Annotated in this window: 25 protein-coding genes, 1 tRNA gene and 2 pseudogenes; 16 read left to right on the top strand and 12 right to left on the bottom strand. The window is 65.0% G+C overall.

Going from position 1 to position 22,488, the window contains the following annotated elements:
• Positions 1-113 precede the first annotated feature (113 nt).
• The gene (locus tag NLM31_RS26075) at positions 114-965 is read right to left on the bottom strand and encodes a LysR family transcriptional regulator (RefSeq protein WP_254194110.1); all 852 of its coding nucleotides are present in this window, start codon (positions 963-965) and stop codon (positions 114-116) included.
• Between the two features lie 111 nt (positions 966-1,076).
• On the opposite strand from NLM31_RS26075, the gene NLM31_RS26070 reads away from it, so the two are divergent.
• Positions 1,077-1,499 (top strand): 4-oxalocrotonate tautomerase family protein, encoded by a 423-nt coding sequence (locus tag NLM31_RS26070; RefSeq protein ID WP_254132071.1) that lies wholly within the window; start codon positions 1,077-1,079, stop codon positions 1,497-1,499.
• 44 nt (positions 1,500-1,543) lie between these two features.
• On the opposite strand, the gene NLM31_RS26065 is transcribed toward NLM31_RS26070, so the two are convergent.
• Together NLM31_RS26065 and lipB are read right to left on the bottom strand one after the other, a co-directional pair.
• Positions 1,544-2,257 (bottom strand): DNA helicase, encoded by a 714-nt coding sequence (locus tag NLM31_RS26065; RefSeq protein WP_254132070.1) that lies wholly within the window; start codon positions 2,255-2,257, stop codon positions 1,544-1,546.
• A 197-nt stretch (positions 2,258-2,454) separates the two neighbouring features.
• The gene (gene lipB / locus NLM31_RS26060) at positions 2,455-3,192 is read right to left on the bottom strand and encodes a lipoyl(octanoyl) transferase LipB (protein ID WP_254194109.1); all 738 of its coding nucleotides are present in this window, start codon (positions 3,190-3,192) and stop codon (positions 2,455-2,457) included.
• 82 nt (positions 3,193-3,274) lie between these two features.
• Between lipB and NLM31_RS26055 the strand changes: the two genes are divergently transcribed.
• The 3 genes and pseudogenes from NLM31_RS26055 to NLM31_RS43100 all read left to right on the top strand — a co-directional run.
• Entirely contained in the window at positions 3,275-3,517 is a 243-nt protein-coding gene (locus NLM31_RS26055; protein WP_008141759.1) for a FliM/FliN family flagellar motor switch protein, read from the top strand.
• Between the two features lie 141 nt (positions 3,518-3,658).
• Positions 3,659-3,743, top strand: a tRNA-Leu gene (locus NLM31_RS26050).
• A 195-nt stretch (positions 3,744-3,938) separates the two neighbouring features.
• A pseudogene (locus tag NLM31_RS43100) lies at positions 3,939-4,025 on the top strand (type II secretion system protein GspG); the annotation flags it as partial.
• A 190-nt stretch (positions 4,026-4,215) separates the two neighbouring features.
• Here the strand turns inward: NLM31_RS43100 and NLM31_RS26045 are convergent.
• Positions 4,216-4,473, bottom strand: coding sequence for a hypothetical protein (locus NLM31_RS26045; RefSeq protein WP_254132068.1), 258 nt, complete (start codon positions 4,471-4,473; stop codon positions 4,216-4,218).
• A gap of 226 nt (positions 4,474-4,699) precedes the next feature.
• Between NLM31_RS26045 and NLM31_RS26040 the strand changes: the two genes are divergently transcribed.
• Entirely contained in the window at positions 4,700-5,074 is a 375-nt protein-coding gene (locus tag NLM31_RS26040; protein ID WP_254132067.1) for a hypothetical protein, read from the top strand.
• Between the two features lie 120 nt (positions 5,075-5,194).
• Here the strand turns inward: NLM31_RS26040 and NLM31_RS26035 are convergent, their stop codons facing one another.
• On the bottom strand, positions 5,195-6,451 hold the full coding sequence (locus NLM31_RS26035) for a polysaccharide deacetylase family protein (RefSeq protein ID WP_254194108.1): 1,257 nt from the start codon (positions 6,449-6,451) through the stop codon (positions 5,195-5,197).
• A 163-nt stretch (positions 6,452-6,614) separates the two neighbouring features.
• On the bottom strand, positions 6,615-7,421 hold the full coding sequence (locus NLM31_RS26030; RefSeq protein WP_254194107.1) for a polysaccharide deacetylase family protein: 807 nt from the start codon (positions 7,419-7,421) through the stop codon (positions 6,615-6,617).
• 77 nt (positions 7,422-7,498) lie between these two features.
• On the opposite strand from NLM31_RS26030, the gene mgtE reads away from it, so the two are divergent.
• From mgtE to NLM31_RS26010, 4 genes are all read left to right on the top strand, one after another.
• Positions 7,499-8,920 carry a magnesium transporter gene (mgtE, locus tag NLM31_RS26025; protein ID WP_254194106.1) on the top strand — a complete coding sequence of 474 codons (1,422 nt, stop codon included), beginning with the start codon at positions 7,499-7,501 and terminating at the stop codon, positions 8,918-8,920.
• A gap of 210 nt (positions 8,921-9,130) precedes the next feature.
• Entirely contained in the window at positions 9,131-9,442 is a 312-nt protein-coding gene (locus tag NLM31_RS26020) for a DNA-binding transcriptional regulator (protein ID WP_254132063.1), read from the top strand.
• 109 nt (positions 9,443-9,551) lie between these two features.
• Positions 9,552-10,370, top strand: coding sequence for an aldo/keto reductase (locus NLM31_RS26015; RefSeq protein ID WP_254194105.1), 819 nt, complete (start codon positions 9,552-9,554; stop codon positions 10,368-10,370).
• Between the two features lie 49 nt (positions 10,371-10,419).
• Positions 10,420-11,319 (top strand): hypothetical protein, encoded by a 900-nt coding sequence (locus tag NLM31_RS26010; protein WP_254194104.1) that lies wholly within the window; start codon positions 10,420-10,422, stop codon positions 11,317-11,319.
• A gap of 26 nt (positions 11,320-11,345) precedes the next feature.
• Here the strand turns inward: NLM31_RS26010 and NLM31_RS26005 are convergent, their stop codons facing one another.
• The 3 genes from NLM31_RS26005 to NLM31_RS25995 all read right to left on the bottom strand — a co-directional run bounded on the left by NLM31_RS26005 (position 11,346) and on the right by NLM31_RS25995 (position 14,709).
• Positions 11,346-12,845, bottom strand: a complete 1,500-nt coding sequence (locus NLM31_RS26005) for a hypothetical protein (protein ID WP_254194103.1) — start codon at positions 12,843-12,845, stop codon at positions 11,346-11,348.
• A gap of 181 nt (positions 12,846-13,026) precedes the next feature.
• A complete protein-coding gene (locus NLM31_RS26000; protein WP_254194102.1) occupies positions 13,027-13,881 on the bottom strand; it encodes a S9 family peptidase in 855 nt (284 codons plus the stop codon).
• A 111-nt stretch (positions 13,882-13,992) separates the two neighbouring features.
• Positions 13,993-14,709, bottom strand: coding sequence for a DUF599 domain-containing protein (locus NLM31_RS25995; protein WP_254132058.1), 717 nt, complete (start codon positions 14,707-14,709; stop codon positions 13,993-13,995).
• 123 nt (positions 14,710-14,832) lie between these two features.
• Here NLM31_RS25995 and NLM31_RS25990 point away from each other — a divergent pair, with 123 nt between their 5' ends.
• From NLM31_RS25990 to NLM31_RS25975, 4 genes and pseudogenes are all read left to right on the top strand, one after another.
• Positions 14,833-15,495 carry a glutathione S-transferase family protein gene (locus tag NLM31_RS25990; RefSeq protein WP_254194101.1) on the top strand — a complete coding sequence of 221 codons (663 nt, stop codon included), beginning with the start codon at positions 14,833-14,835 and terminating at the stop codon, positions 15,493-15,495.
• Positions 15,496-15,617: 122 nt separating this feature from the next.
• Positions 15,618-16,001 (top strand): annotated as a pseudogene (locus tag NLM31_RS25985) (YidB family protein); the annotation flags it as partial.
• A gap of 186 nt (positions 16,002-16,187) precedes the next feature.
• Entirely contained in the window at positions 16,188-16,391 is a 204-nt protein-coding gene (locus tag NLM31_RS25980; protein ID WP_148773938.1) for a hypothetical protein, read from the top strand.
• Positions 16,392-16,545: 154 nt separating this feature from the next.
• Entirely contained in the window at positions 16,546-17,541 is a 996-nt protein-coding gene (locus tag NLM31_RS25975) for a hypothetical protein (protein ID WP_254132055.1), read from the top strand.
• A 7-nt stretch (positions 17,542-17,548) separates the two neighbouring features.
• Here the strand turns inward: NLM31_RS25975 and NLM31_RS25970 are convergent, their stop codons facing one another.
• Complete coding sequence (locus tag NLM31_RS25970) at positions 17,549-18,679, bottom strand: IS630 family transposase (protein ID WP_254191295.1); 1,131 nt, start codon at positions 18,677-18,679, stop codon at positions 17,549-17,551.
• Between the two features lie 37 nt (positions 18,680-18,716).
• Here NLM31_RS25970 and NLM31_RS25965 point away from each other — a divergent pair, with 37 nt between their 5' ends.
• Together NLM31_RS25965 and NLM31_RS25960 are read left to right on the top strand one after the other, a co-directional pair.
• Positions 18,717-19,010, top strand: coding sequence for a LexA family transcriptional regulator (locus NLM31_RS25965; protein WP_254128687.1), 294 nt, complete (start codon positions 18,717-18,719; stop codon positions 19,008-19,010).
• A 62-nt stretch (positions 19,011-19,072) separates the two neighbouring features.
• The gene (locus tag NLM31_RS25960; RefSeq protein ID WP_254132054.1) at positions 19,073-19,513 is read left to right on the top strand and encodes a DUF1489 family protein; all 441 of its coding nucleotides are present in this window, start codon (positions 19,073-19,075) and stop codon (positions 19,511-19,513) included.
• A 10-nt stretch (positions 19,514-19,523) separates the two neighbouring features.
• Here the strand turns inward: NLM31_RS25960 and NLM31_RS25955 are convergent, their stop codons facing one another.
• Together NLM31_RS25955 and panC are read right to left on the bottom strand one after the other, a co-directional pair.
• Positions 19,524-20,273, bottom strand: a complete 750-nt coding sequence (locus NLM31_RS25955) for a hypothetical protein (protein WP_254132053.1) — start codon at positions 20,271-20,273, stop codon at positions 19,524-19,526.
• Between the two features lie 73 nt (positions 20,274-20,346).
• Entirely contained in the window at positions 20,347-21,201 is an 855-nt protein-coding gene (gene panC / locus NLM31_RS25950; RefSeq protein WP_254194100.1) for a pantoate--beta-alanine ligase, read from the bottom strand.
• A 272-nt stretch (positions 21,202-21,473) separates the two neighbouring features.
• Here panC and NLM31_RS25945 point away from each other — a divergent pair, with 272 nt between their 5' ends.
• Positions 21,474-22,397, top strand: coding sequence for a division plane positioning ATPase MipZ (locus NLM31_RS25945; RefSeq protein WP_148754852.1), 924 nt, complete (start codon positions 21,474-21,476; stop codon positions 22,395-22,397).
• Positions 22,398-22,488 lie beyond the last annotated feature (91 nt).

Here is a 22,488-nt window from a genome sequence, read left to right as displayed (position 1 = left end):
CGAATCCTCCCCCAGCTGAGTGCTTTGTTTGTCGTGGTGGGGGCAATCGCCGGAACGGTCTATTGGTCCATCGCAGGCCGATACGCCGGCGAAGAGCGTGGAGGGTCGAGGCATTAAGTCGCTGCGCTCCGGAACGTCGCCGCTACCGCACGAAGAGCCGCCAGTTTTGCCGGATCGCTGACCTTCGAATGCAGCATCACCTTGGAGCTGCCGAGTTTTGGCAGCTTGTGCGCAGGCCCGATGTCGATGAGCCCAGGAGGCGCAATCCGGCGCGCTAGCGGCGCGATCGCAAGTCCCGCGATCGCGGCCGCGACCACCGCTGTCACGCCGCCGCCGACAAAGCGCTCGCGCCAGGCAATGCCGGCCTTGTCGAGCGCGCGCACAGCGACGGCGCGGACACCGCAGGGCGGGGCGAGCGTCGCAAGTGGCAGCGCTTCGCCCTTCGGTAGCGCGAAGCGTCGCGATGCGAACCAGCCGAACTCGTCCTCGGTGAGTTTTTCGCCGCCGCGGCGGCTGCCTTCCTGGCGGACGATCACCGCGTCGAGCTCGCCCGCGTCATAGGCGTCCTGCATCTCGCGCGAGAAGCCGATGGTGACGGCCAGCGTCAGGTTCGATGACATCGCATGCAGCCGTTCGAGTAGCGGCACGAGCTCCGGGCCGGCGGCATGATCGGAGATGCCGAGCGAGAGCGATTGCGCGGCCGGTGCCTCGCCCGAGAGCGCACGGTCATGCGCCGCCATCAGCGCGCGGGCGCGATCGAGGAATGTCGCGCCCTCGGCGGTGAGGCGGACGGCACGCGGCGAGCGTTCGACGAGACGCTTGCCCAGCAAGGTCTCGAGCCGTTGCAGCTTGAGGCTGACGGCCGCCTGCGTCGTGCCGAGTGCCTCGGCGGCGCGGGTAAAGCTCTGGAGGTCGGCGACCAGCAGGAAGGCCTGGACGGTCGCAATGTCGAGTGTGGCTGTCATTATGAATGTTTATCACTGGTATCAGAATAGATAAGATACCAAAATGATGAGGCAAGGTCTAGCTTCTCACTAACGCCGCGCAAACAGCGCAGCTTCTTGAGGAGAACGACAATGCCCCTGATCACCGTGTCCTATACTTCGTCCCGCCAGTCGCCGTCGCTGAAGGCCGACATCGCGAGCGCCGTGTCCGAGCTCACCGCAAAGATCCTGCACAAGGATCCCAAGGTCACCGCCATCATCGTGAAGTCGGTCGATCCGGGTGACTGGTTCGCCGGCGGCAAGTCGCTCGCCGACGAGAAGCTCGCGAGCTACTGGATCGACATCCACATCACCGAAGGCACCAACACCAAGGACGAGAAGGCCGCCTATCTCGCCGCAATGTTCAAGCGCATGGCCGAGATTCTTGGCCCGCTGCATCCCGAGACCTACCTGCACGTCGACGAGGTCAAGGGCGATGCCTACGGCTTCGGCGGCCTGACCCAGGAGCGCCGCTACATCGCCGGAAAGCTCGAGGTTTCCTTGAAGGCGGCGTGAGGCTGCGAGCCGCGGGTGAGGGATCTCACCCGCGGCATTTCTTGTCAGCTTGCCGCGCGGAACTGAACCTCGGAATTGTTCAGGAAGCACGTCTTGTCGAACAACCCTAGATCCAGCGGGTTCGGCAGTCTGACATCGCCGAGATCGGGGCAGGGCTTGATCGAAGGATCATAGGATCGATCGATCTGGGAGATGAAGACGACGATCAGCCCCCTGTCTTGCGCGAAGGATTTGAGCGCGCGCACCTGAACGGTCAGATCGGGGTTTTCCCGCCGCTGGTCGAGCAGTTGCAGATAATCGATCACCACGACCGTCCCGCGGGGGACCGTGGCCATTTGCTTGACGATGTAGTCGGCGCTGATGGCGTCGGAGCAATCGACCTCGAAGAGCTTGTCGAACTCCGCCGGCTCCACGCCGATCGCACGCAAGCGGTCCAGCACGTCTTTCTCGGTGTATTCGAGCGAGAAGAACGCGGCGCGATGACCGGACTTCATGGCCTCCACGGCGAGTTCGAGGCTCATCAAGGTCTTGCCCTGACCAGGGCGCGCGCCGACCAGCACCAGATCGCCCGGCCTGAATTGCGGGAACAGTCTGTTGGCAGGCGTCAGTGCGGCGGCTTTCGCAGCAAGCATGCTCCAGGCGGAAAACCCTTCCGTCGTGGCAACGCGATCAAGCGCGTCGTGGAGCGGAATTCCTTCCTCGCGGGAGAGGCGCTTTGCTTTTCGCTTCAGGTGATAGATCGGCGCAGACAATTTCATCGTCAAACCTCCCATTGCGAGCAGATAACGCAATCCCTCCTTATGCCCAGTGCTCGAACAGTCGGTCCGATGGTTTAGTCGCCCGGCATGAGGTCTGCTTTCCCGGCGGAGGGGGGAGGTGTGGGCGGCACCTGAACCAAGCGTAACCGATTCGCGCTCATCGAGAACGCGATCGGTGTGCGTCCAACAGGAATGAGTTAGACCGCCACCTCCGGCAGCAGGGCACGGGTCGGCCCGAACAGCTCTTCAAAAGCCTGCCGAAGCGCGACGTCGACATCGGCCAGCGTCACGAGCTGGCCGAGATCGACCAGTGAGGTGACGCCGTAACGGGGATCGGCAACACCACAGGGGACGATGCCGGCGAAATGCGAAAGCTCCGGCTCGACATTGATGGCGATGCCGTGGAACGAGACCCAGCGCTTCAGCCGCACGCCGATCGCCGCGATCTTGTCCTCGTGCTCAGGCCCCTTGTCGGGCCGCTTCACCCAGACGCCGACCCGATCCTCGCGCCGCTCGCCGCGGACGTTGAAGGCGGCCAGCGTCTTCAGGATCAGTTCCTCCAGGCTCGCGACATAGGCCCGGACGTCCGGCCGGCGCCGCTTGAGGTCGAGCATGATGTAGGCCACCCGCTGGCCCGGGCCGTGATAGGTGAGCTGGCCGCCGCGCCCGGTGGCAAAGGTCGGGAATCGGGGATCGAGCAGGTCGGAAGCCTTGCCGGAGGTTCCGGACGTGTAGAGCGGGGGGTGTTCGAGCAGCCAGACCAGCTCGGGTGCCTCGCCCGCCGCAATGGCGGCGACGCGGGCCTCCATGGCGGCCACGGCCTCCGGATAGGGCACGGGCGCGTCCGAGATTCGCCATTCGACGGGTTCGCCGCCTGCGGCGGAAAACGACGTCAAATCGAGCTCTTGGCGGGGGTTTTGGGGCGAATTAACCATTGGCTAACCATAACGTGGTGATGATTGCAGGCGCAAATGCCAAGTCCTTTGGCGTAAGTCTCCAGTTGCGGTGGTGCTGACAGTGCCTACTCTCGACAAAGTCACCGTGGATCTCATGGTCGTCCTCGGGACGACCACCATGCCCATCCATCAAGTATTACGTCTTTCCCGCGGCGCCATCATCGAGCTGGACGCAACCGAGGCCGACGAGGTCAAGGTTCTCGCCAACAATCTGCCCGTGGCCTCCGGCGTCGTGCTGGTCGACCGCAACCGGATCGCGGTCGAGGTCAAGCAGATGCTGCCGCGGACGCAAGGCACGAGATAAGGCCGATAGGGGGCGGGGCAGGAATTTTCCTGCCAAGCTTGTGGAATTCGGGGCCTTTGCAGGCTTGTACCCCACTGATGGATTTGTTAGATCGGCGCCGTTGATCCGGCAGGCCTCAAGCCCTAAGCCGGCATCCCCAAAGCGCTCGTGGCGGAATTGGTAGACGCGCTGCCTTGAGGTGGCAGTGAGTAAAATCGTGGGGGTTCGAGTCCCTCCGAGCGCACCACACTCTCCTGAAATTGTTGAAGTTTTGCGGTCCGTAGGGCGCGCTTTGGCGCGACCTCTCCACAGGCTATCCACAGGGATATACCGGCTTGGCGCACAGGGCCGCCGCCGGTCGGACTGCCGAAGGGGCAGGAATCGCGAAGGGTGGAATGCCATCGCGTTCGCCGGCCGGGGATCCTGACGGCCCGGGGCGAAGGATCCGTACGAGATCCTTTCACTCGGCTCGGATGGACAGGAAGGCGGAACGGGAACGGCGGGCGATATCACGTCGGCGGCGAAGTAGCCGTGCAAGCTGGCATGCTAGCTCGCCTTGCTGAAAGCGGTCTGCCTCTTTGCGATCGTGGTCCTGAAGGCTTTCAATTCGATTCTCCGCGCGGCATGGCGGCGCCGGTCGCGGCTCAGGTGAAGCCTGAGCCTGAAGGACCGTCGGCAACTCGTTGAAATCGCGCTGGATGGCACCGCTCAATGGGCGGCTAGCCATATTCCTCGCCGATCCCGTATTCCTTGTAGATCTCGAGCGGATCCGTCTCCGGGAACAGGCGGCATTTGGCCTGGGCGAGATGCAGGCTCACCGCGGACGGCTCCTTGCCGTTCGAGAGCAGCTTGCGGATGTCGTCCATATGCGCGCTCGGCTGGTGCTTGGCCTCAAGCTGCTCCAGCGCGACCAGCGCGGTTGCGAGCGCCTCGGTCAGGACCCAGTCGTCGTGGCCCGTGATTCCCTTCTTCGGCATCGGCAGACCCCAATCCGCAGACCTCAGATATGGCAGCGGCAGCAGTCTACCGTAGCTTCGGTCGAATCTCCATCGAGCCGCGGACTGCGCGGACGGGCAGCCCCGCTCTCGCTTGCATTATGGCGGCGCGTGGCTAAAAGGCGGCGGCACGCGGGCGCTGGTATCTTTGTTGAAACAAAATCGGCGTAGACGGGCCTCGCACGACCTCTCTCGGGCTGGAGCCAGCATGGTCTTTCTAAGCTTCGTCTACCGCTTCCTGACCAACTTCGCATTCATGGCGCTGGTCTATTTCAGTCTGAACTTCATGGAAAAGTATCAGAACCGCGCGGTCCTCGCGATCCTGGTGCTGGTCTATAGCGGCATGCGCGCGGCCTCGACGCTCCGCGCATTCTACTTCTTCCAGAAGATCGAGAAGCTGGAAGCCGAGACCAAGCGCCTGCAGGCGCCGATCAATGACGGCTCGGGCGGAACCAGCGGGCGCAAGCAGATAGTGATGGATGTCGCACGGCTGCGCCGTGACGGCGAGCTCAAATCCTATATGGATTTGTTCTTCCTGGCGCTGATCGTGCTGCTCTGCGTCGCCAACATCATGCGGCAGTGACAGCTTGAAGCACGATCCGGACAAGCGTGCAGCGGTTTTCCCTCGCGACAAACGCGGAACGCGTTTGCGCGGAGATCATGCTCGAAACAACAACCTGAAGCGCGATGACCTCGTCGCGCTTCAGGCGCGCTTCTTCACGCTGGTGGCGACGCGGGTCGGGCGGGGCGCCGTGCTTTTGGCCTGAGCGGCGCGCTTCGGCGCTGCGTGTGCAGCATGCGCGGTTCGCCGGGCCTGCATCTTTGCCGCCTTGCCTTTGCCCGCACGCGGTGCTTCGGCTGCCATTGCAAGCCAGGTTGCGGCCCGCCGCGACAAGGTCGTCGACAGCAGCACCTCGACCGAGCCCTCGGGGATCGCGAAGAGATCGCGTCCGGGCGCGGGCAGCGTGGCGGCGACATCGTCCTGCGCCCTGGTCTTGTGCGGCAATACCTGCGGCTGGAGCGCGGTCTGCGTGTTGAGATCGGCGAGGCCAGGCGCGGGCAGCGTCGCGGTCTGCGCGAACACGAAGTTGGGCACGGCGGGCCAGCGTGCGATCGGCGTCGTTTCCGTCGGCGGATGCAGCAGCCACTCCACGGCGGTGGTCGGCGTCGCCGGCCGGTCGGCGGTCGCTGGCACCACATGGACGATGCGATAGCCGCGTGCCTTCAGGTCACGGATGATCTTGGGCAGCGCCGCCACGGTGCGCGCCTGGATGTCATGCAGCAGCAGGATGCCCTTGCCCTTGGCCTCCAGCCGCTGGATCGCGAGCTGGTAGACGCGATCGGACGAGATGTGGCGCCAGTCGTCGGCCGGGAAGTCGGCGCTCCAGACCTGGATGCCGCGCGAAATCAGGAGGTTTTCGACGCCATCGGCGCGCATCAGGCCGGGAATGCGGAAGAACGGCGCGAGCTTGGACGGATCGCTCATCGCAGCCGACGTCCACTCGATGCCGCCGTTGATCTGCGCCTCGGCCTTGTCGAGCGGCATCCGGTCCATTGTCAGCGGATGGTTCATGCTGTGGGTGCCGACGGTGTGGCCCGCCGCGACAAGCTTGCGCACGCCTTCCGGATTCGCCTTGGCCTGTTCGCCGATGATGAAGAAGGTCGCCTTGATGCACTCGTCGGCGAGGATCTGGAGCACCTGATTGGAATACTTCGGCAGCGGACCGTCGTCGAAGGTCAGCACCACCTCGTGGTCCTTCAGCGGCAGCGTCTCGCGGTACTGCATGGTGCCGATGCGCGGATGCTCATGCGGATCGACGACGAGCGTGCGTGAGGTGCCGAGCGCGTCCGGATGGCCGGGGCATTCGGCAGCGAAGGCCGCGGGCGATGCCGTGGTCAGGAACCCCAGGAGCAGGACGGTCCACGATCGCGTCCGAAAAACAACGCTACTGCCGATCATGAAGCTCGTAAGTCCTCGTCTGCGATTGCGCCCATATCCGTAGGTCGGAGACGCCCGGAAACGGTTCAGGCGCAACACCCTCCAATCTTTGCATGGGGTAGCATGAACAGAGTGTTAATAGGGCTCAAATCACCCCATTTTGCACCGGCGTGACATTCCGGCATCAATGCGCGTCGGCGTTCTTCTGTGGTGTATCCGCCGGGACGATATGGACGATGTGAAAGCCGTTTTCCCGCAAAAACCGCAGGAAGGCCGGCATCATCGCCGCCGTACGCGCCTGGGCATCGTGGAACAGGATGATGCCCTTGCCGGCAGCGGTGATGCGGTCGCTGATCAGCTTCAATTCCTGCTCCGGCGTCATGTCGTTCCAGTCGCTGGCCCAGAGATCGGCACCGAACACGACGATGCCGCGCGACTGGAGCAGATCGAGCTGGGCCGGCGTGGACTCGAAATAGGGGAAGCGGAAGAACGGCGTCGACGGCGTCGTCGTTGCGACCCCGTGCAGCGCCATCTCGTCGGTGGCGATGCCGTGGTCGATTTCGTATTTGGCCGCATCGGCCGGGATCCGGCCCATGTATGGATGCGACCAGGTGTGGTGGCCGATGGTGTGACCCTCGCGGGCGATGCGTTTGACCATGTCGGGATGTTCGGCGGCGCTCCGGCCGACCAGGAAGAAGGTCGCGCGCACGCATTCCTGCGCCAGCGCGGCCAACACCTTCGAGGTGGTCTGCGGACGCGGGCCGTCGTCGAAGGTCAGCACCACCTCATGATCAGCGAGCGGCAGCGTCTGCGGAAAACTCTTCAGGCCGACACGCGGCGTGGTCTTGGCATCGACGCTCAGGATCCGCGAAGTGCCGAGCGCATCGCTCCGCGGGCAGTCCGCGGCCTTGACTGAGCCGATCGCGGTGAGGGCGGCAAGAGCTACGCCCATCGTGATCGAGGTCCATTTCGGCCGCTGCATCTTTGCCATTGCGCTCCCGATTACGTTGAGGGTATTGGCTGACCGTCAGCCCAAAATGACCAACCTGTTCAACGGCGAGGCGTTCCATGGATGAACATATCGATGGTGCTGCGGCCGCCGAGGCATTGGTACTCGACCACGTCCCGATGCGCAATGAAGAGGGCGAAATTCGGCACGAATTCGTCGAGGAAATCGCCCATGCGATCGAGGCCGGCGACAGCGCTGCGCTGCGGGCCTGCGTCGCCGACCTGCACGAGGCCGATCTCGGCGATCTCATCGCGGCGCTCGCGCCCGACGACCGCGTCCGCCTGGTCGAGCTGACGGGAGCCGATTTCGACTTTTCCGCACTGAACGAGGTCGACGAGACCGTCCGCGAGGAGATCCTCGACGAGCTGCCGCCCGAGACGGTCGCCGAGGGCGTCCGCGAGCTGGAATCCGACGATGCGGTCGAACTGCTCGAAACCCTCGACGAGGAGGAGCAGGAGGAGATCCTCGAGAAGCTGCCGCTGCAGGAGCGCGTCGCCCTCGAACGCAGCCTGCTGTATCCGGAAAACTCTGCCGGACGGCGCATGCAGACCGAGTTCATCGCGGTGCCGCAGGATTTCACGGTCGGGCAGGCGATCGACTATATGCGCGACACGCCCGATCTGCCGGACCGCTTCTACGAGATCTATGTCGTCGACAAGGACCGGCACTGGCAGGGCGCGGTTCCCTTGGATGTGCTGCTGCGGGCGCGCCGCCCGGTGCCTCTCACCGAGCTGACCGACGAGGATCGTCGCCGCGTCTCCGTCCTGGAGGACCAGGAGGAGGTGGCGCGCATGTTCGGCAAGTACAACCTCGTCGCGGCACCCGTGCTCGACACCCAGGACCGCCTCGTTGGCGTCATCACCGTCGACGACGTCGTCGACGTCATCGAGGAAGAGGCGGACGAGGACCTCAAGGCGCTCGGCGGTGTCACCAGCGACGAAGAGCTGTCGGACACGTTTCTCACCATCGCGCGCGGCCGCTTCAACTGGCTGTTGATCAATCTGGCCACGGCCTTCCTGGCGTCCTCCGTGCTCGGCCTGTTCGAGGGCCAGCTCGAACAGATGGTGGCGCTCGCCGTGCTGGCGCCGATCGTCGCGAGCCAGGGCGGCAATGCGGCGACCCAGACCATGACGGTCGCGGTCAGGGCGCTCGCGACCCGCGAGCTCGGCTCCTCCAACGCCTGGCGCGTCGTCATCCGCGAGACGCTGGTCGGTCTCATCAACGGCGTGGCCTTCGCCGTGATCACCGGTGTCGCCGCGGTGGCTTGGTTCAAGATCCCCGGCCTCGGTGTCGTCATCGGGCTCGCGATCATCGTGAACCTGGTCGCCGGCGCGCTCGGCGGCATCCTGATCCCGATGGCGCTCGAACGCGTCAGGGCCGATCCGGCGGTGGCGTCGGGCACGTTCGTGACGACGGTGACGGATGTCGTCGGCTTCTTCTCCTTCCTCGGCATCGCCACGCTGTGGTTCGGGTTGAAGTAGGGGGCGCCAACCACGCTCTCGTGTCCCGGGCGCGCTGCAACGCTCTTTGCGTTGCTGCGCAGAACCGAGACCCATGAGGCGACAAACTCCGCGGTCCGATGGGCCCCGGCTCTGCAGCGCATCACTTCGTGCTGCGCAGCGGCCGGGGCACGAGACCACCTTTAATCCCACCTTAAGCGTGCTGCCGCATGATCCCTCCCGCTTGGGGGAATGAGCATGCGGTTGCGGCTGAAGGCGGACGGACGGGTCGTTGAGTTGCGGGACGGGCAAGAGTTTCCCGTCCAGCCGGTCGCGTCTGCAGCCGAGACTCCGGCGGCGGAGGCCGGTTCGCTCGCGGTGCGCGATTTGCGCCGGCGCGCCTGTCTCACCCAGATGGAGTTCGCCGCCAAGCTCGGCGTGCCCGTCGAGACCATCCGCAACTGGGAGCAGGGCAAGCGCGCCCCGCGCGGACCCGCGCGCGCATTGCTGGCCGTGATCGCGCATGCGCCCGACACGGTGTTCCAGGCGCTCGCCAAAGCCTGAACGCCTGACACGAACCTCACGTTAGCATCCTTCGTTGCACTCTGGCGGACCGGGTCCATAATGACGCCGGTGATGACATTTGGGGCTGCCGCAACAGAGAGGATTCCTCATGCTGTTCGTCGAGGCCAATGGCGCGAAAATTCCGGCGATCGGGCTGGGGACCTGGGAGCTGAGCGGCCGGACCTGCGCGCGCGTGGTCGAGCAGGCGTTGCGGCTCGGCTACCGCCACATCGACACCGCCCAAGTCTACGACAATGAACGCGAGGTCGGCGACGGATTGCGCGCCTCCGGTGTCCGTCGCGACGACATCTTCGTCACGACAAAAGTCTGGACCAACCATTTCGCACCCCACGATCTCGAGCGATCGGTCAAGGAGAGCCTGGTGCGGTTGCGGCTTCCCGCCGTCGACCTGGTGCTGCTGCACTGGCCCAATTCGCATGTGCCGCTGGAGGAGACGCTGGGTGCGCTGGCGCACGCCAAGCGGATGGGCCTGACACGCCACATCGGCGTCTCCAATTTCACGGTGGCGCTGATCGAGCAGGCGGTCGCGCTGTCACCCGAGCCGCTCGTCTGCAACCAGGTCGAATATCACCCCTACCTCGATCAGGCGAAGGTGAGGGCGGCCTGCGACCGGCATGGGATGGCCCTCGTTGCCTACAGCCCGATCGCCAAGGGCCGCATCAAGGCCGACCCGACACTCGCGGGAATCGGCCGCGCCCATCGCAAGACGCCGGCACAGATCTGCCTGCGCTGGCTGGTGCAGCAGAATGTGTCCGCGATTCCCAGAACGTCGCGTGTCGAGCGGCTGTCGGAGAATATCGAGATCTTCGATTTCGAGCTCTCGCACGACGAGATGGCGGAGGTCGCCGCGCTTGCCAGCCCCAGGGGCCGCCTGACCGATTTTGGCTTCGCGCCGAAATGGGATTGAGGGGCTGTTCCGGTATGCTAGGAGCAGGTCGGCAACCCAAGATCGGGCGATGGAACGGCGGAAGATCATACGGACGGACATTGCGGCGTCAGCCATCGCGCATCTGACGCTGGTGGCGCTGATCATCGTGATCAGCGAGGTCCATCCGTTTCATTCCGCACCGCCCGAGACCGTCGCGGTCGATATCGTCACGCTGGAGCAGGTGAAGGAGGAGGAGGCCAAGGCGGAGGAAAAGGCCCAACAGGAGGCGAAGGAGAAGCCGCCGGAGCCGCTCCCTGACCTGAAGCTGCCGAAGCTGGACTTCACCGACAAGGATAAGGCGGATGTAGCGCCCAAGCCTGCGGCCAGGGAGAAGGCAGCAGAGAAGGCGGCGCAGCAGGCCGCGCAGGAGCCGCAGCAGAAGCAGCCGCAGCCCCAGCCATCGCAGGTGCCACCGCAACAGCCGCCGCCTCAGCCTCAGGCGGCGCAGCAGCCACCTCCGGCGATGCCGCAGCCGCAGGCCGCGCCCCCCGCCTATCGGACGCCGGAGCCTGACGTCACCGTCAAATACGGCGTGATGCTGGGCCTGCCGCCGGCATTGCCGCCCGTGCCGAAAGACGTGCCCAAGGATGACGGCGGCGATGCCAAGGATTCGATCGGCGCCAAGTTGCCGCCCGAGGTCATTGCCGAGCTTCGCCGGCACTTGAGGAGCTGTTCGAAACTTCCGGCCGGGGTTGCACCGACCGATGCCGTTCACATCAGGCTGCGTGCGGTGCTCGCCACCGACGGCACGCTGGCGCGGCCGCCGATCCTGATCGAGGCGCCGCCGTCGACCAAGGGCGTGGCCATTGTGCAATCAGCGATGAGCGCGCTGCAGGCTTGCCAGCCCTACAAGATGTTGCCCGTCGACAAGTACGACGAATGGAAGGTGATGGACCTGTCGTTCGCGCCGCAGGATTTTGGCGGGTAGCGGCCGCGTTACGCACCGATGACCGGCTATTCCTGCAATTGCAGCTCGAATCCACGAACCGGTGCGAGACACGCGGCACAATATTCCACCCGCGCCCCGGCCTTGCCCGAGCAGGGCTGACCCACCGCCATCAGGAAGCGCATCGGCTGCGCGATGAAGAAGCTGGATGACTCCACCCGGCAAGTGGCTCGTGACTTCAGCTCATTCGTGAGCGCGTGGAGCTTCATGAAATGGCGAGAGGTGTCGGTATAGCCGGCATAGTCGAACAGCTCGAACGGCGGCCGGTCCTCGTCGCGAAAGGCTTCGCGGACCATCGTCACTTGCGCATGGATGAAACCGGCGAGCAGCAGCGTTAAGGCAGGCATTTTCCAGCTTGCGCGAAGGCCGTCGATGGCGAGCGCGATCGACACGAAAAACAGGAATTGCGGGATGATGTAGTAGCGATCGGCAACGCTCGCGATCGAAAGCCGCAGCGCCGGGAAATACGCGATCGTCCACAGGCAGAACAGCGGCAGCAGGAGCTGCTCCGGCGCGCTCGGTTTGGCGCGGAGGGATCGCAGTGCAGCCGCCGCGAACAATACGAGCAGCAGCGCCATGCGCATGTGCAGCGCGATCATTTCGATCGGGCCGGGCAGGTAGGAGACGACACGCTCGAGCAGGATCACGCCCGAGACCGTGCCGAAGAAGCTGACATCGCCGATCAGCGATGCTGCGAGCGAGAGCACCACGAAACCGACGAGGACGACGTTTGCAAGCCTCGCGACACGCCGATTGGTCAAGGCTCTGATCGTGTGCGGAAGCAGATGGCCCTCGACGCGGACATAGGCACGGGTTGCGAGCGCGATCAGGCCGAGACCGGCCAGCATCGCCGGCAGGGCCCGGGTCGCGAATGCGCCGTCGCCGACAAAATGCCGTCCGCACAGGACGATCTGGACCAGAACGTTCAGCTGGCCGATCAGCAGCAGCCTTGCGCTGCTTTCGCCAGGCCATGTGAGCGCGACGAGGAGCGTCGCGGCAGCAAAGGACAGCGCTGCGGCAATGAAGATGGCGTGACTCCAGCACCCCAATGAGAAGGCGAGCAGGAGAAGGAAAAGCCAGCGATCAAGGCTTCGACCTCGCTCCAGCAGGTGTGGGAGAGCGAGCAGCACGAGCGCCAGCAGGAGGTTCTGGAGCGCGTTCACCTCCCAGGCGACCCGGCTGTAGAACAGGAATAGCAGCGAGGATCCCATCGCCAGCGCGAAATAGAGCGCGGCCGCGCCGCGTTTCCAGAGGGCGAGCGCGGTCAAGCCCAGGGCAAGGCCATTCAAGATCGCGCCCGCCAGTCGCAGGCTGCCGACGCTCGCCGGGATGATCGAAAAGACCAGGCTCGTAATTTCGGGGAACAGTGATCCGGTATAGCCGTTCATGCCGCGAAGCGTGAACATTCCGCGGGCCTGCTGCTCCAGCGCGCGCAGTCCGACCCAGGCTTCGTCACCGTGCAAGCCGGGGAATGAATTCAGCCGCACCAGGAGGCCGGCTGCAACCATGGCGATGATCGATGCCAGCAGCCCGGCGTAGGCGGCGTTTCCCGATCGTTTCGGCTCGATTGCAGTGTGTGCCGGTGCCGGCCGAAGGTCAGGATGCATTTACGTCCGGCTGCCGCTGAATTCGCGACGGCAGGGATATGTGGGAAATTTTCCCGCGTCAATAGCGAGCGGTATGTCCGGGCTAGGTGTTTTGGTTCGCGAGCCAGGTGAAGGCTGCCAAAATTCCCGGCAGTTGCAGATCGTGGCGAAGCTTGCCGGAGGCCGGCAGGAGGCGGTGGTCCACGGCGGCGCCGGCGCGGCGCAGTGCCTCGACATAGGCGGTCTGGACGGACGCCGACACGCGCCGGTCCTGCGGGTCCGTCAGCACGATGATCTTCTCCGGCGGATGGCGCGCGACCTCGGCGACATGGTCGATCGGGTCGAGGAAGTCGCTGTGTCCGGTGATGTCGGCGGCCCAGCCGTTCTCGCGATTGCGCTGGGCCACCGCCGTATTCCCCGAGGTGATCACCGCGCAACCGATATCGTCGCGGCACGCGATCAGCGCAGCCACGAGATGGCCGCCGCCGGACTGGCCGACGAGATTGAGGCGGCGCCAGCCGAAATGCGCCTTGAGCCGGGTCAGCGCCGCATCGACCAGTGCAACTTCGCGCGGCCGGCGCCGGTCGAGATGGTGCCCCGTCGAACCGAGGATACCCGGGCGCGCCAGGTGGACATAGGGGCGATGGAAGCAGGCGCTGAACTGTTCAGCCAGCGCCTGCACGTCGTAGGCCGTCGCCGCGACGTACCACTCGTTGGCCACCACGACGTCGTCATCGCGTTTCTCGACGGCATCGCCGCGCAGGAAGATGACGGGATCGGCCGGCGCGCCTTCGGGCGCCGCGCCATAGAACGCGAGGACGTCAGGCTTGCCGTCGACCTCGACCAAAACGCGTCCCGCGCCGTCGCCATCGGACGCCGCGCATTCGACGCCCCGAACCACATCGACCCCGGAGAAGGGCGTGGTCGGCAGGTCGGCAATTCTGGGAAAACTGATCACGGCGTGAGTTGTCGAGGAAACGTGCACGCCATGTCAAGCGGCGCGTGCGCGTTGCGGCTTTGCCCACCCTACGGCACCGCGCCGCGTCGCTCGCACCTTCACATGAGGTCCTCAATGACCGCGCTTCGTCACCTTGTCGTCATCAACCACATCCGGCGCCATCGCCGCCCATGCGCTGGACGCAAATTGGCGTCGCCAGGTCACGATCACCACGGCGGCCGTGGTCACGAACAGCACCCAGGGGCTCACGAACCAGCCGAGATAGCCGAGCGCGAAGAAGAAGGCGCGCTGGCCGCGGTTGAAATGGCGGCCGGCGGACTCGAACACGCGCGTGGTGCGGATGACGTGGGCTTCGGCCTCCGGCGTGTCGCGCAGCGCAGCCGGCGGCATGCCGCCGTAGAGGATCGCGACATAGTTGAACAGGCGATAGGCCCAGGCGAATTTGAAAAACGCATAGACGCAGATCAACACCAGCCCGACGCATTTCAGCTCCCACATTGCGGGCGAGGTGCTGAGGTCGATCGGCAGCTTGCCCAGAATGGTGATGGCGTCGTTGGTGGCGTGCAGCAGCGCCAGCGCGCCGCCAAGCGCGAAGAGGCTGGTGGAGGCGAAGAAGGCGGTGCCGTTCTGGAGCGAGGCCATGATCTGCATGTCGACCATGCGTGCCTCGCGATCGAGCAGCCGGCGGACCCAGACCTCGCGGTAGCGATTCATCCGCGCCGACAGGCTGTCGCGGCCATAGGCGGAGTGCTCGAGGGTTGCGGCATAGGCCAGCCATTCGATGATGAAGAAGCCGACGGCGGTGATGTCGACCCAATGCCTGCTCATGTCTCTCTCCTCGCGAGGTCGCAACGATTGCCATGCATGATGGGTTGCGGCAACGATTGATTGGCGGCAGGCGATGGCGTTAAAAGCAGCCGCATCCAGAGGACTTAACGAAGGACCCGTGACATGGCAGCGCTCAAGCTCGCGATCGGCAACAAGAACTACTCGTCATGGTCGATGCGGCCCTGGCTTGCGCTGCGCGCCAACGACATCCCGTTCGTGGAGACCGTGATCCCGCTCTACACCGACAATCCCGCGGACAAGGAGCAGATCCTGTCCTTCAGCCGCGCCGGCAAGGTGCCGGTGCTGGTCGACGGCGACATCACGGTGTGGGATTCGCTGAGCATCATCGAGTATGTCGCCGAGTGCTATCCGGAAGTGAAGCTGTGGCCCGATGACGTCGCGGCCCGCGCGTTTGCCCGTTCGGTGTGCGCCGAGATGCATTCCGGCTTCATGGCGCTGCGCAGCGAATGCGGCATGAACCTGCACCGTCCCGTGCGTCCCGTGACGCTGTCGGCGGATGCCAAGGCCAACGTCGCGCGCGTGCAGGAGATCTGGCGCACGTGCCGGACCCGCTACGGTGCCGGCGGCCCGTTCCTGTTCGGCCGCTTCGGCGCGGCCGATGCGATGTATGCGCCGGTCGTGCATCGCTTCCGGACCTACGCCATCGAGGTCACGCCGGAGGCCAAAGCCTACATGGACACGATGCTGGCGATGCCGGCGTTCCAGGAGTGGACCCGCGATGGCCTCGCCGAAACGCTTGTCATCGAAAAATTCGAGACTGTGTAATTGCGGGCATGATCCGGAGAAGCGGACACCGGTTCTCCGGCGAGATCATGCTCACTTGAAAATGTGAATGGGCGCAGCTTGACGGCACGGCCGCTCGCGGCGCTCAATCACGGGGAACAACGAAAGAAGGGACGGCCATGGGAATTCTGGACTCGCTGGAGAACAATCCCGCGCTGCGCAGCGCGCTTGGCCAGCTCGGCGCCGCCGTCCTGCCGGCCGTGATGAACGAGGTGTTCGGTAGCAACAACCAGGGCGGCTTGGGCGCGATCGTCGCAAAGCTCCAGCAGGCGGGCTTCGGCGACCAGGTCAAATCCTGGCTCGGTAACGGCCAGAACCTGCCGATCTCCGCCGACCAGCTCCGCGCCGTGCTCGGCAACGACACCGTCCGGCAGCTTGCCGCGCGCTACAACATCCCGGTCGACCAGCTGGGCGAGATCCTGGCCCAGGAGCTGCCCAAGGCGGTGGATCAGGCAAGCCCGCAGGGCCATCTGCCTCATGGCGCCTGAGGCCTGGTTCCAGCGGTCGTCCAGGCCGGCTCTGTTCCCGTTATCGTCCTGAAAAGACTTCAAAATTGGCACGTTCGCCATGCTCGCATGAGGCTGGTCAAAAACGCCGCATGCGTGCTATACAGCGGCTGGGTTTCCAGCCGGCCTCGCAGTGGGACCACGGGCGAGGCAGGCGTTGTTTGAGTGATGGAGAGGGTGTTGAAGCACAAATTCCCGATTGGAACGCGCGTACTGTTCACTGCCAGCAACGTCGCGCGCCCGGCTGCGAGTGGTTCGTACGAGGTCATTCGCCTGCTGCCGACGGAAGGTGACGACTGCCAGTACCGGATCAAGAGCTCGACCGAGGCCTTCGAACGAGTCGCGAAGGAAAGCCAGCTCGCACTCTCGTAATGCGCTGACGGCACCACGCATTGATATTGCGGGCGAATTCGCTCGCCCGCCGTTAAAAGGCCCGCTTCGCCTCGACAAGGTGGGCGGGGGCAGTTGCCGACTCGCGGTGCTCGCTTGACCATTCGCACTCGGCTCGCGTGAGGGGACATCGCGCATGGACTGGGCATCGGCCTCGTCGCTCGACCAAATCTGGCGCTCGCCGGCCTTTCCGATGTGGATGACGCTGGCGGCTGCCGGCTTCTTCGGATTGATCCTGCTGATCACGTTGCTGCGGGCCGAAAGATCGGTCGCCAACGGTGCGCTCACCGTCATCACGCTACTCTCGATCAGCATTGCGGTGGCCGCCACCATGCGCGTCTACGGACCCGCAGGGCAGGCCGCGCCGAGTGAAGCGCGTGCGCTGGCCGTGGCGAATACAAGCCTGCCGGCGCTGTCCTGCCTCGACGACCTCGCCGGCGATGCCGTCGCCGCTGGCTGCGAGAAGGCGCTGTTCGGTGCGCCTGACGCGGCGGCTGCCGCCGTCGCTTACACGGCAGCCCGGATCGATCGGCTGACTGCGCTCGGCGACGCCGCGACCGCCGACAAGAGCATGACGGTGGACACGAAGGTGCTGCGCAAGTCGCTGGAGCGCGATCGCTACGGCCTCGTTGCCCAGGTGCTGGTCGTGCGCGACGGCTGCACCCAGTTCGACTGTGCCACCTTCCGCTCGCTGACCGATCAGCAGCAGGTCGCCGCCAACATGGACTCCCATCTCTACGACATGCTGGTCGCGCGTTATGCGCCGACCTGGAACGCGCCCGCCGCGGCGCCGGCGGGGACTGCACCCCTGGGTGCGATCGCCGGGCTGCCGCCGTCGATGCCGACGGGCAAACCGACCAATGCGGAGTTCCCGAGCGCCTCTTCGACGCCGCCGGTGAGCATCATGAATCCTGAGCCGGCCGCGCGCCAGTCACCGGCCGCCAATGCGGCTGCGGCGCCGGCGCCACGTGCCCCGGCTGCGACCTCGGCACAGGCCGCAGCACCCGCGGCACCGGCTGCGAAGAAGCCGCCGGCGCCGAAGGCTGCGCGCGCACCCGCCGCCGCGCCGCCGGCGCCGGTTCCGCTCGCGCCGCCGCCGGGCTCGGCTCCCGCGGCTGCGGATAACGACTAGTAGCTCGTCACAGTGATTGTGACTCTTTGGACGTTGCGGGATAGGCGCGGCCCATTTTGGCGCGGGCTTTTTCGGTCGTGAACATCCATTTGATGCGGGCGCCAGCGGCATTTCGTTGTTTCTCCCATGCGGCGATTTCGCGGCGGAGCCAGTTTGGGTCGTCGATCCTGCGGTCGAGGCACTGACCGCGGAGCACGCCGATCTCGATCTCGACCATGTTGAGCCAACTGGCGTGCTTTGGGGTGTAGTGGAACTCCAGGCGGCGCAGAATTCGCCGGGCTTCGTCAGGCGCGAATGCCTCATAGAGGGAGCCTACGGAGTGGGTCGACAGATTGTCCTGCACGACGCGGATGCACCCGGCGTCGGGATAATGAACATCGACGAGTTCGCGCATGCACTGGGCGTAATCTTCTGCCGCCCGTCGCTCTGTGACTTTGACTTTGCGCCATGGCCGATGCACGTCGATGCAGACGAAGAGATTGACGGTGCCGTTGCGGCGATACTCGCAATCGTAACGTTCGAGTTGGCCCGGCTCGGCGGGGATCGGCTCGCGAACCTCGCCGATGAGCTGGACCGGGCTCTCGTCGAAGCAGACCACCGGCCGGTCGGGATCAGGCGCCTCGGCATATAGGTCGAGCACGTCTTCCATGCGGGCGACATATTCGCCATCGACCTTTGGAATGCACCACATATCCTTGCGCCACGGCTTGAGGCCGTTTTCGGCCAGCCGCCGGCGCACCGTCTCGCCCGACAGGCTCTCGTGGTCGGTGAGCCTGACCATGGCGTCGGCCAAAAGCTCCAGCGTCCAGCGGGCGCGACCCTCGGGAGGGGTTGCGCAAGCCGTTGCCACCAGCAGGGCTTCCTCCTTGCCGGTGAGCTTGCGCTCCGCGCCTGGACGCGGATCCTCGCTCAGCGCCCGCTCCAGATTGCCTTCCACGAAGCGCCGTTTGGTCCGGTACACGGTGGAACCGCCCACCGCCACGGCGCGGGCAATCTCTTCATCGCTGCGGCCGGCATCGGCCGCCAGCAATATCTGGGCGCGCTTGAGCTTGCGGGCAGCCCGCTTGCCCTTGCTCAACATCGCGGTGAGTTCACAGCGTTCGGCTTGGCTCAATTCGACCCGATAACGTACATTCATCGCGACCTCCTTGTCGGAGGACCGGACGAATCGACAAATGAATCGAAAATCAGGCGCCGCTCGCAGCCTCAGCCCTCAAGGCTTCACCGAAAAGCAGGGCCAGTACCTGGCCTTCATCTACACCTACGCGCACATGTTCCGACGCCCGCCCGCCGAGACCGACATGCAGCGCCACTTTCAAGTCAGCCCGCCTTCGGTCCACCAGATGATCGTGACCCTCGAACGAAATGGTCTCATTCGGCGCCAACCCGGCGTCGCTCGAAGCATCCAAATCCTCGTGGCTCCGAAAGACCTGCCCATCCTGAACTGGCTCGGAATCAACCAGTCATAATCAGTGTGACGAGGTACTAGTTCGGCTTTGAAAACCTGCGGCCGGCCCGCTAATGCTGGGCCATGCCACTTCATCTGATCAAGCTTGCCGTCGGCTGCGACTCCGTCAAGGAATTGAAGGGGTGGATCGCCGAGCGGATGCAGACGGCCAAGAAAAAAGGCCTGCCGCAACACCACATCCACGTCACCCGCATGGTGCCCAAGCGCGACGCCGAGATTCTGTCGGGCGGATCGCTCTATTGGGTCATCAAGGGCGAGATCGCGGCGCGCGAAAAGATCATCGGCATCGAGCCGTTCCGCGACAAGGACGGTATCGGGCGTTGCCGGATCGTGATGCAGCCGAAAGTGATCTCGGTGTCGCCGCGGCCGATGCGCCCGTTCCAGGGCTGGCGTTATCTCACCGACGATTCCGTGCCGCCGGATCTCGGCAAGTCCGCCGCAGGCACCATCGCGGCGATGCCGGAGCCGATGCGGCGCGAGCTGCGCGATCTCGGATTGCTCTGAGGAATGCCGCTCAGGGCGGCGTGACGATGTGCAACCGCGCCACTTCGGCGGGCGGCACTATGAACGGGCGGCTGCCTTCGTCGAGACTGTCGACGATGTCGACCAGCCCGGGCTCGACGCCCATCTCGAGCAGGTATTTCCGGTAGCGCTCGCCAAAGATCACCGTCAGGCTCTCGCGCTGCTCGGCCGAGACGTTGGGCGCGCGGCGGTTGTGGATGGAGCGGCCGGTCAGCACCACCTTGGCGCCCTCGGGCAGGCTGCGATGCACGCCGCCGGCCAGCACCAGGACGCAGGCCAGATCGCAAGCCGGGTCCGGCACCGACACCGTGGCGTCGAGCGGGCCGCCCGGACGCTTCACGGCAAAACAATCCGCCTCCGACCGGCCGGCGCAGGCCTCGACCTCGGTCGCGCCCGCCGTCGCATCCAGGCCGTGCTCGCGCAGGATGCGGCCCATGCTGGTCGCGACGTTGAGGTTGGAAGGGCCCCAGCTATGGATGAGCAGCGGCAGCTTGCGTCCCTGCTGACGGTCGAGGATCGCAATCAACCGCTTCCAGCTGTCCCATTGCACGGTGCCTTCGGCTGCAATCCAGTCGGAGCAGCCCGGACCGCAGGCACCGGTGGGGCCGTGGGCGACATAGAAGATCATCGCGTCCTGCGGGGAGCCGTACACGCCGATCGGCGGCCGCTCCTGCGCCTGCGCAGCGGTGGCGGCAATCAGCGCCCATAGGCAGCCGACGATGATGGCGCGGATCGATGACATGGACCTGTCGCTTGGCTTGTTCCCTCGCCACGATCATCCATAGGGTTGAGGCGAGGTTCAAGATCAACCTCGGCTATCGCACCGCGATATTGTCGATCAGCCGCGTCGTGCCGAGCTTGGCTGCCACCAGAATCCGCAACGGCCCGTCCTTGCGCGAGGTGACAGGCGCCAGCGTCTCGGCATGACGCGCTTCGAAATAGTCGAGCGCAAAGCCGGTCGCCTCGATCATCTCGGCGCCGCGCGCCATCGCGCTCGCGATTGTCTCGCCGGCCTGGATCCGGCGAGCGCTGTCCTTCATGGCGCGGTAGAGGGTGGTGGCGGTCTGCCGCTCCTCGGGTGAGAGGTACACATTGCGCGAGGACATCGCGAGCCCGTCGCGTTCGCGCACCGTGCGGGAGCCGATCACCTTCACGCCAAGGTCGAGATCGCGCGCCATCTGCGTCACCACGCGCAATTGCTGAAAGTCCTTCTCGCCGAAGATCGCGACATCCGGCCGACACTGCGTGAACAGCTTGCCGACGACGGTGGCGACGCCGCCGAAGAAGTGCGGGCGGAAGCGGTCCTCGAGGCCGGCCAGTGCCGGTCCCTCCGGAACGACGCGCGTCGCAAAGCCCTCCGGATACATCGCCTCGACGCCGGGGTGCCAGACGATGTCGACATCCTCGGCCGCGAGCTTGGCGATGTCGGCTTTCCAGGTTCGCGGATAAGCGCCGAAATCCTCGGTCGGGGCGAACTGGGTTGGATTGACGAAGATCGACACAATGACGCGGCTCGCGCGTCGCTTGGCCAGGCGCACCAGCGACACATGCCCGTCATGGAGGGCGCCCATGGTCGGAACCAGCGCGACCGTGGCCTTTCGCTTGCGGAGATTGTCGACGGCGCGTCGCAGGGCGGGCACCGTGCGGGTGATCAAGGGGCTTCGTGACATCAAGACTCGGGAATCGTTGGGGGTGGGCGCGGTCTGCCGCGCTTGCGGCTAACCTTAACAAGCGGCGGTCGTGGACGCCATGCATCGACATGCGGCACAGCATCCTCCGCAGCGAGGATGTCGCGCCATTGCGGTCGGATTACAGAGGCGACATCGCGATGCGATTCTTGATGAAGACCAGTGCACATTGATTTCGTCATCCTGTCACGCATTTCACTTGACCGCAGACGCGGCCAACTCGAAGATATTGTTCAGGGGTGTTGAGGATCGCTATGCTTGTGCAGGCTAGCCAAAGCCAATCCGGCTCGGCGCATGTCGTCGTGCTCGGCAATGAAAAGGGCGGCTCCGGCAAATCGACCACCGCCCTGCACATCGCAGTTGCGCTCCTGAAGGCCGGCCAGCGCGTCGCTACCATCGATCTCGACTGCCGCCAGCAAAGCTTCACCCGCTACATCAACAACCGCTCCGCCTGGGCGCGCCGCACCAAGCTCGACCTCGAGTTGCCGATGCATCGCTGCATCAAGCTCGGCGAGACGATGCAGGTCGCCGAGAACGAGAACTCCGAGTTCCTTCAATTCATGGAGGCAGTCTCGGCGGTCGAGAGCAGCTTCGACTTCATCGTTATCGATACGCCTGGCACCGACAGCTACCTGATGCGGCTTGCCCATTCGATGGCCGACACGCTGGTCACGCCGATCAACGACAGCTTCCTCGATTTCGACGTGCTCGGCACCGTCGACCCCGCCAATTACGCGGTCACGGGGGAAAGCCATTACGCCGAGATGGTGCGCGACGTCAGGCGCAAGCGCCGCCAGCTCGACGGTTCGACCACCGACTGGATCGTGGTGCGCAACCGCCTGTCGATGCTCGGCTCCCGCAACAAGCAGCTCGTCGCCGAGGGGCTGAAGGATCTGTCACTGCGGCTCGGCTTCCGCTACGTCGACGGCTTCGCCGAGCGCGTCGTCTATCGCGAGTTTTTTCCGCGCGGCCTGACGGCGCTCGACGAGATCGACGAGGCCACGCTCGGGATGCGGCCCAATCTCGGACATCTTACCGCGCGGGAAGAGGTGACGAGCCTGCTCCGCCAGCTCAAGCTGCCGCTCGACGAGCGCGGCCGTCGCCGTGCGGCAAATCGCGCCGAGTGGTTCAGCCAGGTCGACAAGCCGCTCGAGGTCCACGACATCCTCGGCGCCTGACCCAAGCGGTATAGCGCTACTTCCAGTCGATCAAAGTCACCGGTTCCCGCGGGAACTGCGGCCGTGTTCGACCGTTTTCATCCCACGTTTA

The sequence above is a fragment of the Bradyrhizobium sp. CCGUVB4N genome, assembly GCF_024199945.1.
Lineage (GTDB): Bacteria > Pseudomonadota > Alphaproteobacteria > Rhizobiales > Xanthobacteraceae > Bradyrhizobium.
The sequence above is the reverse complement of the archived record's forward strand: the minus strand, read 5'-3'. Positions and strand labels throughout refer to the sequence as shown.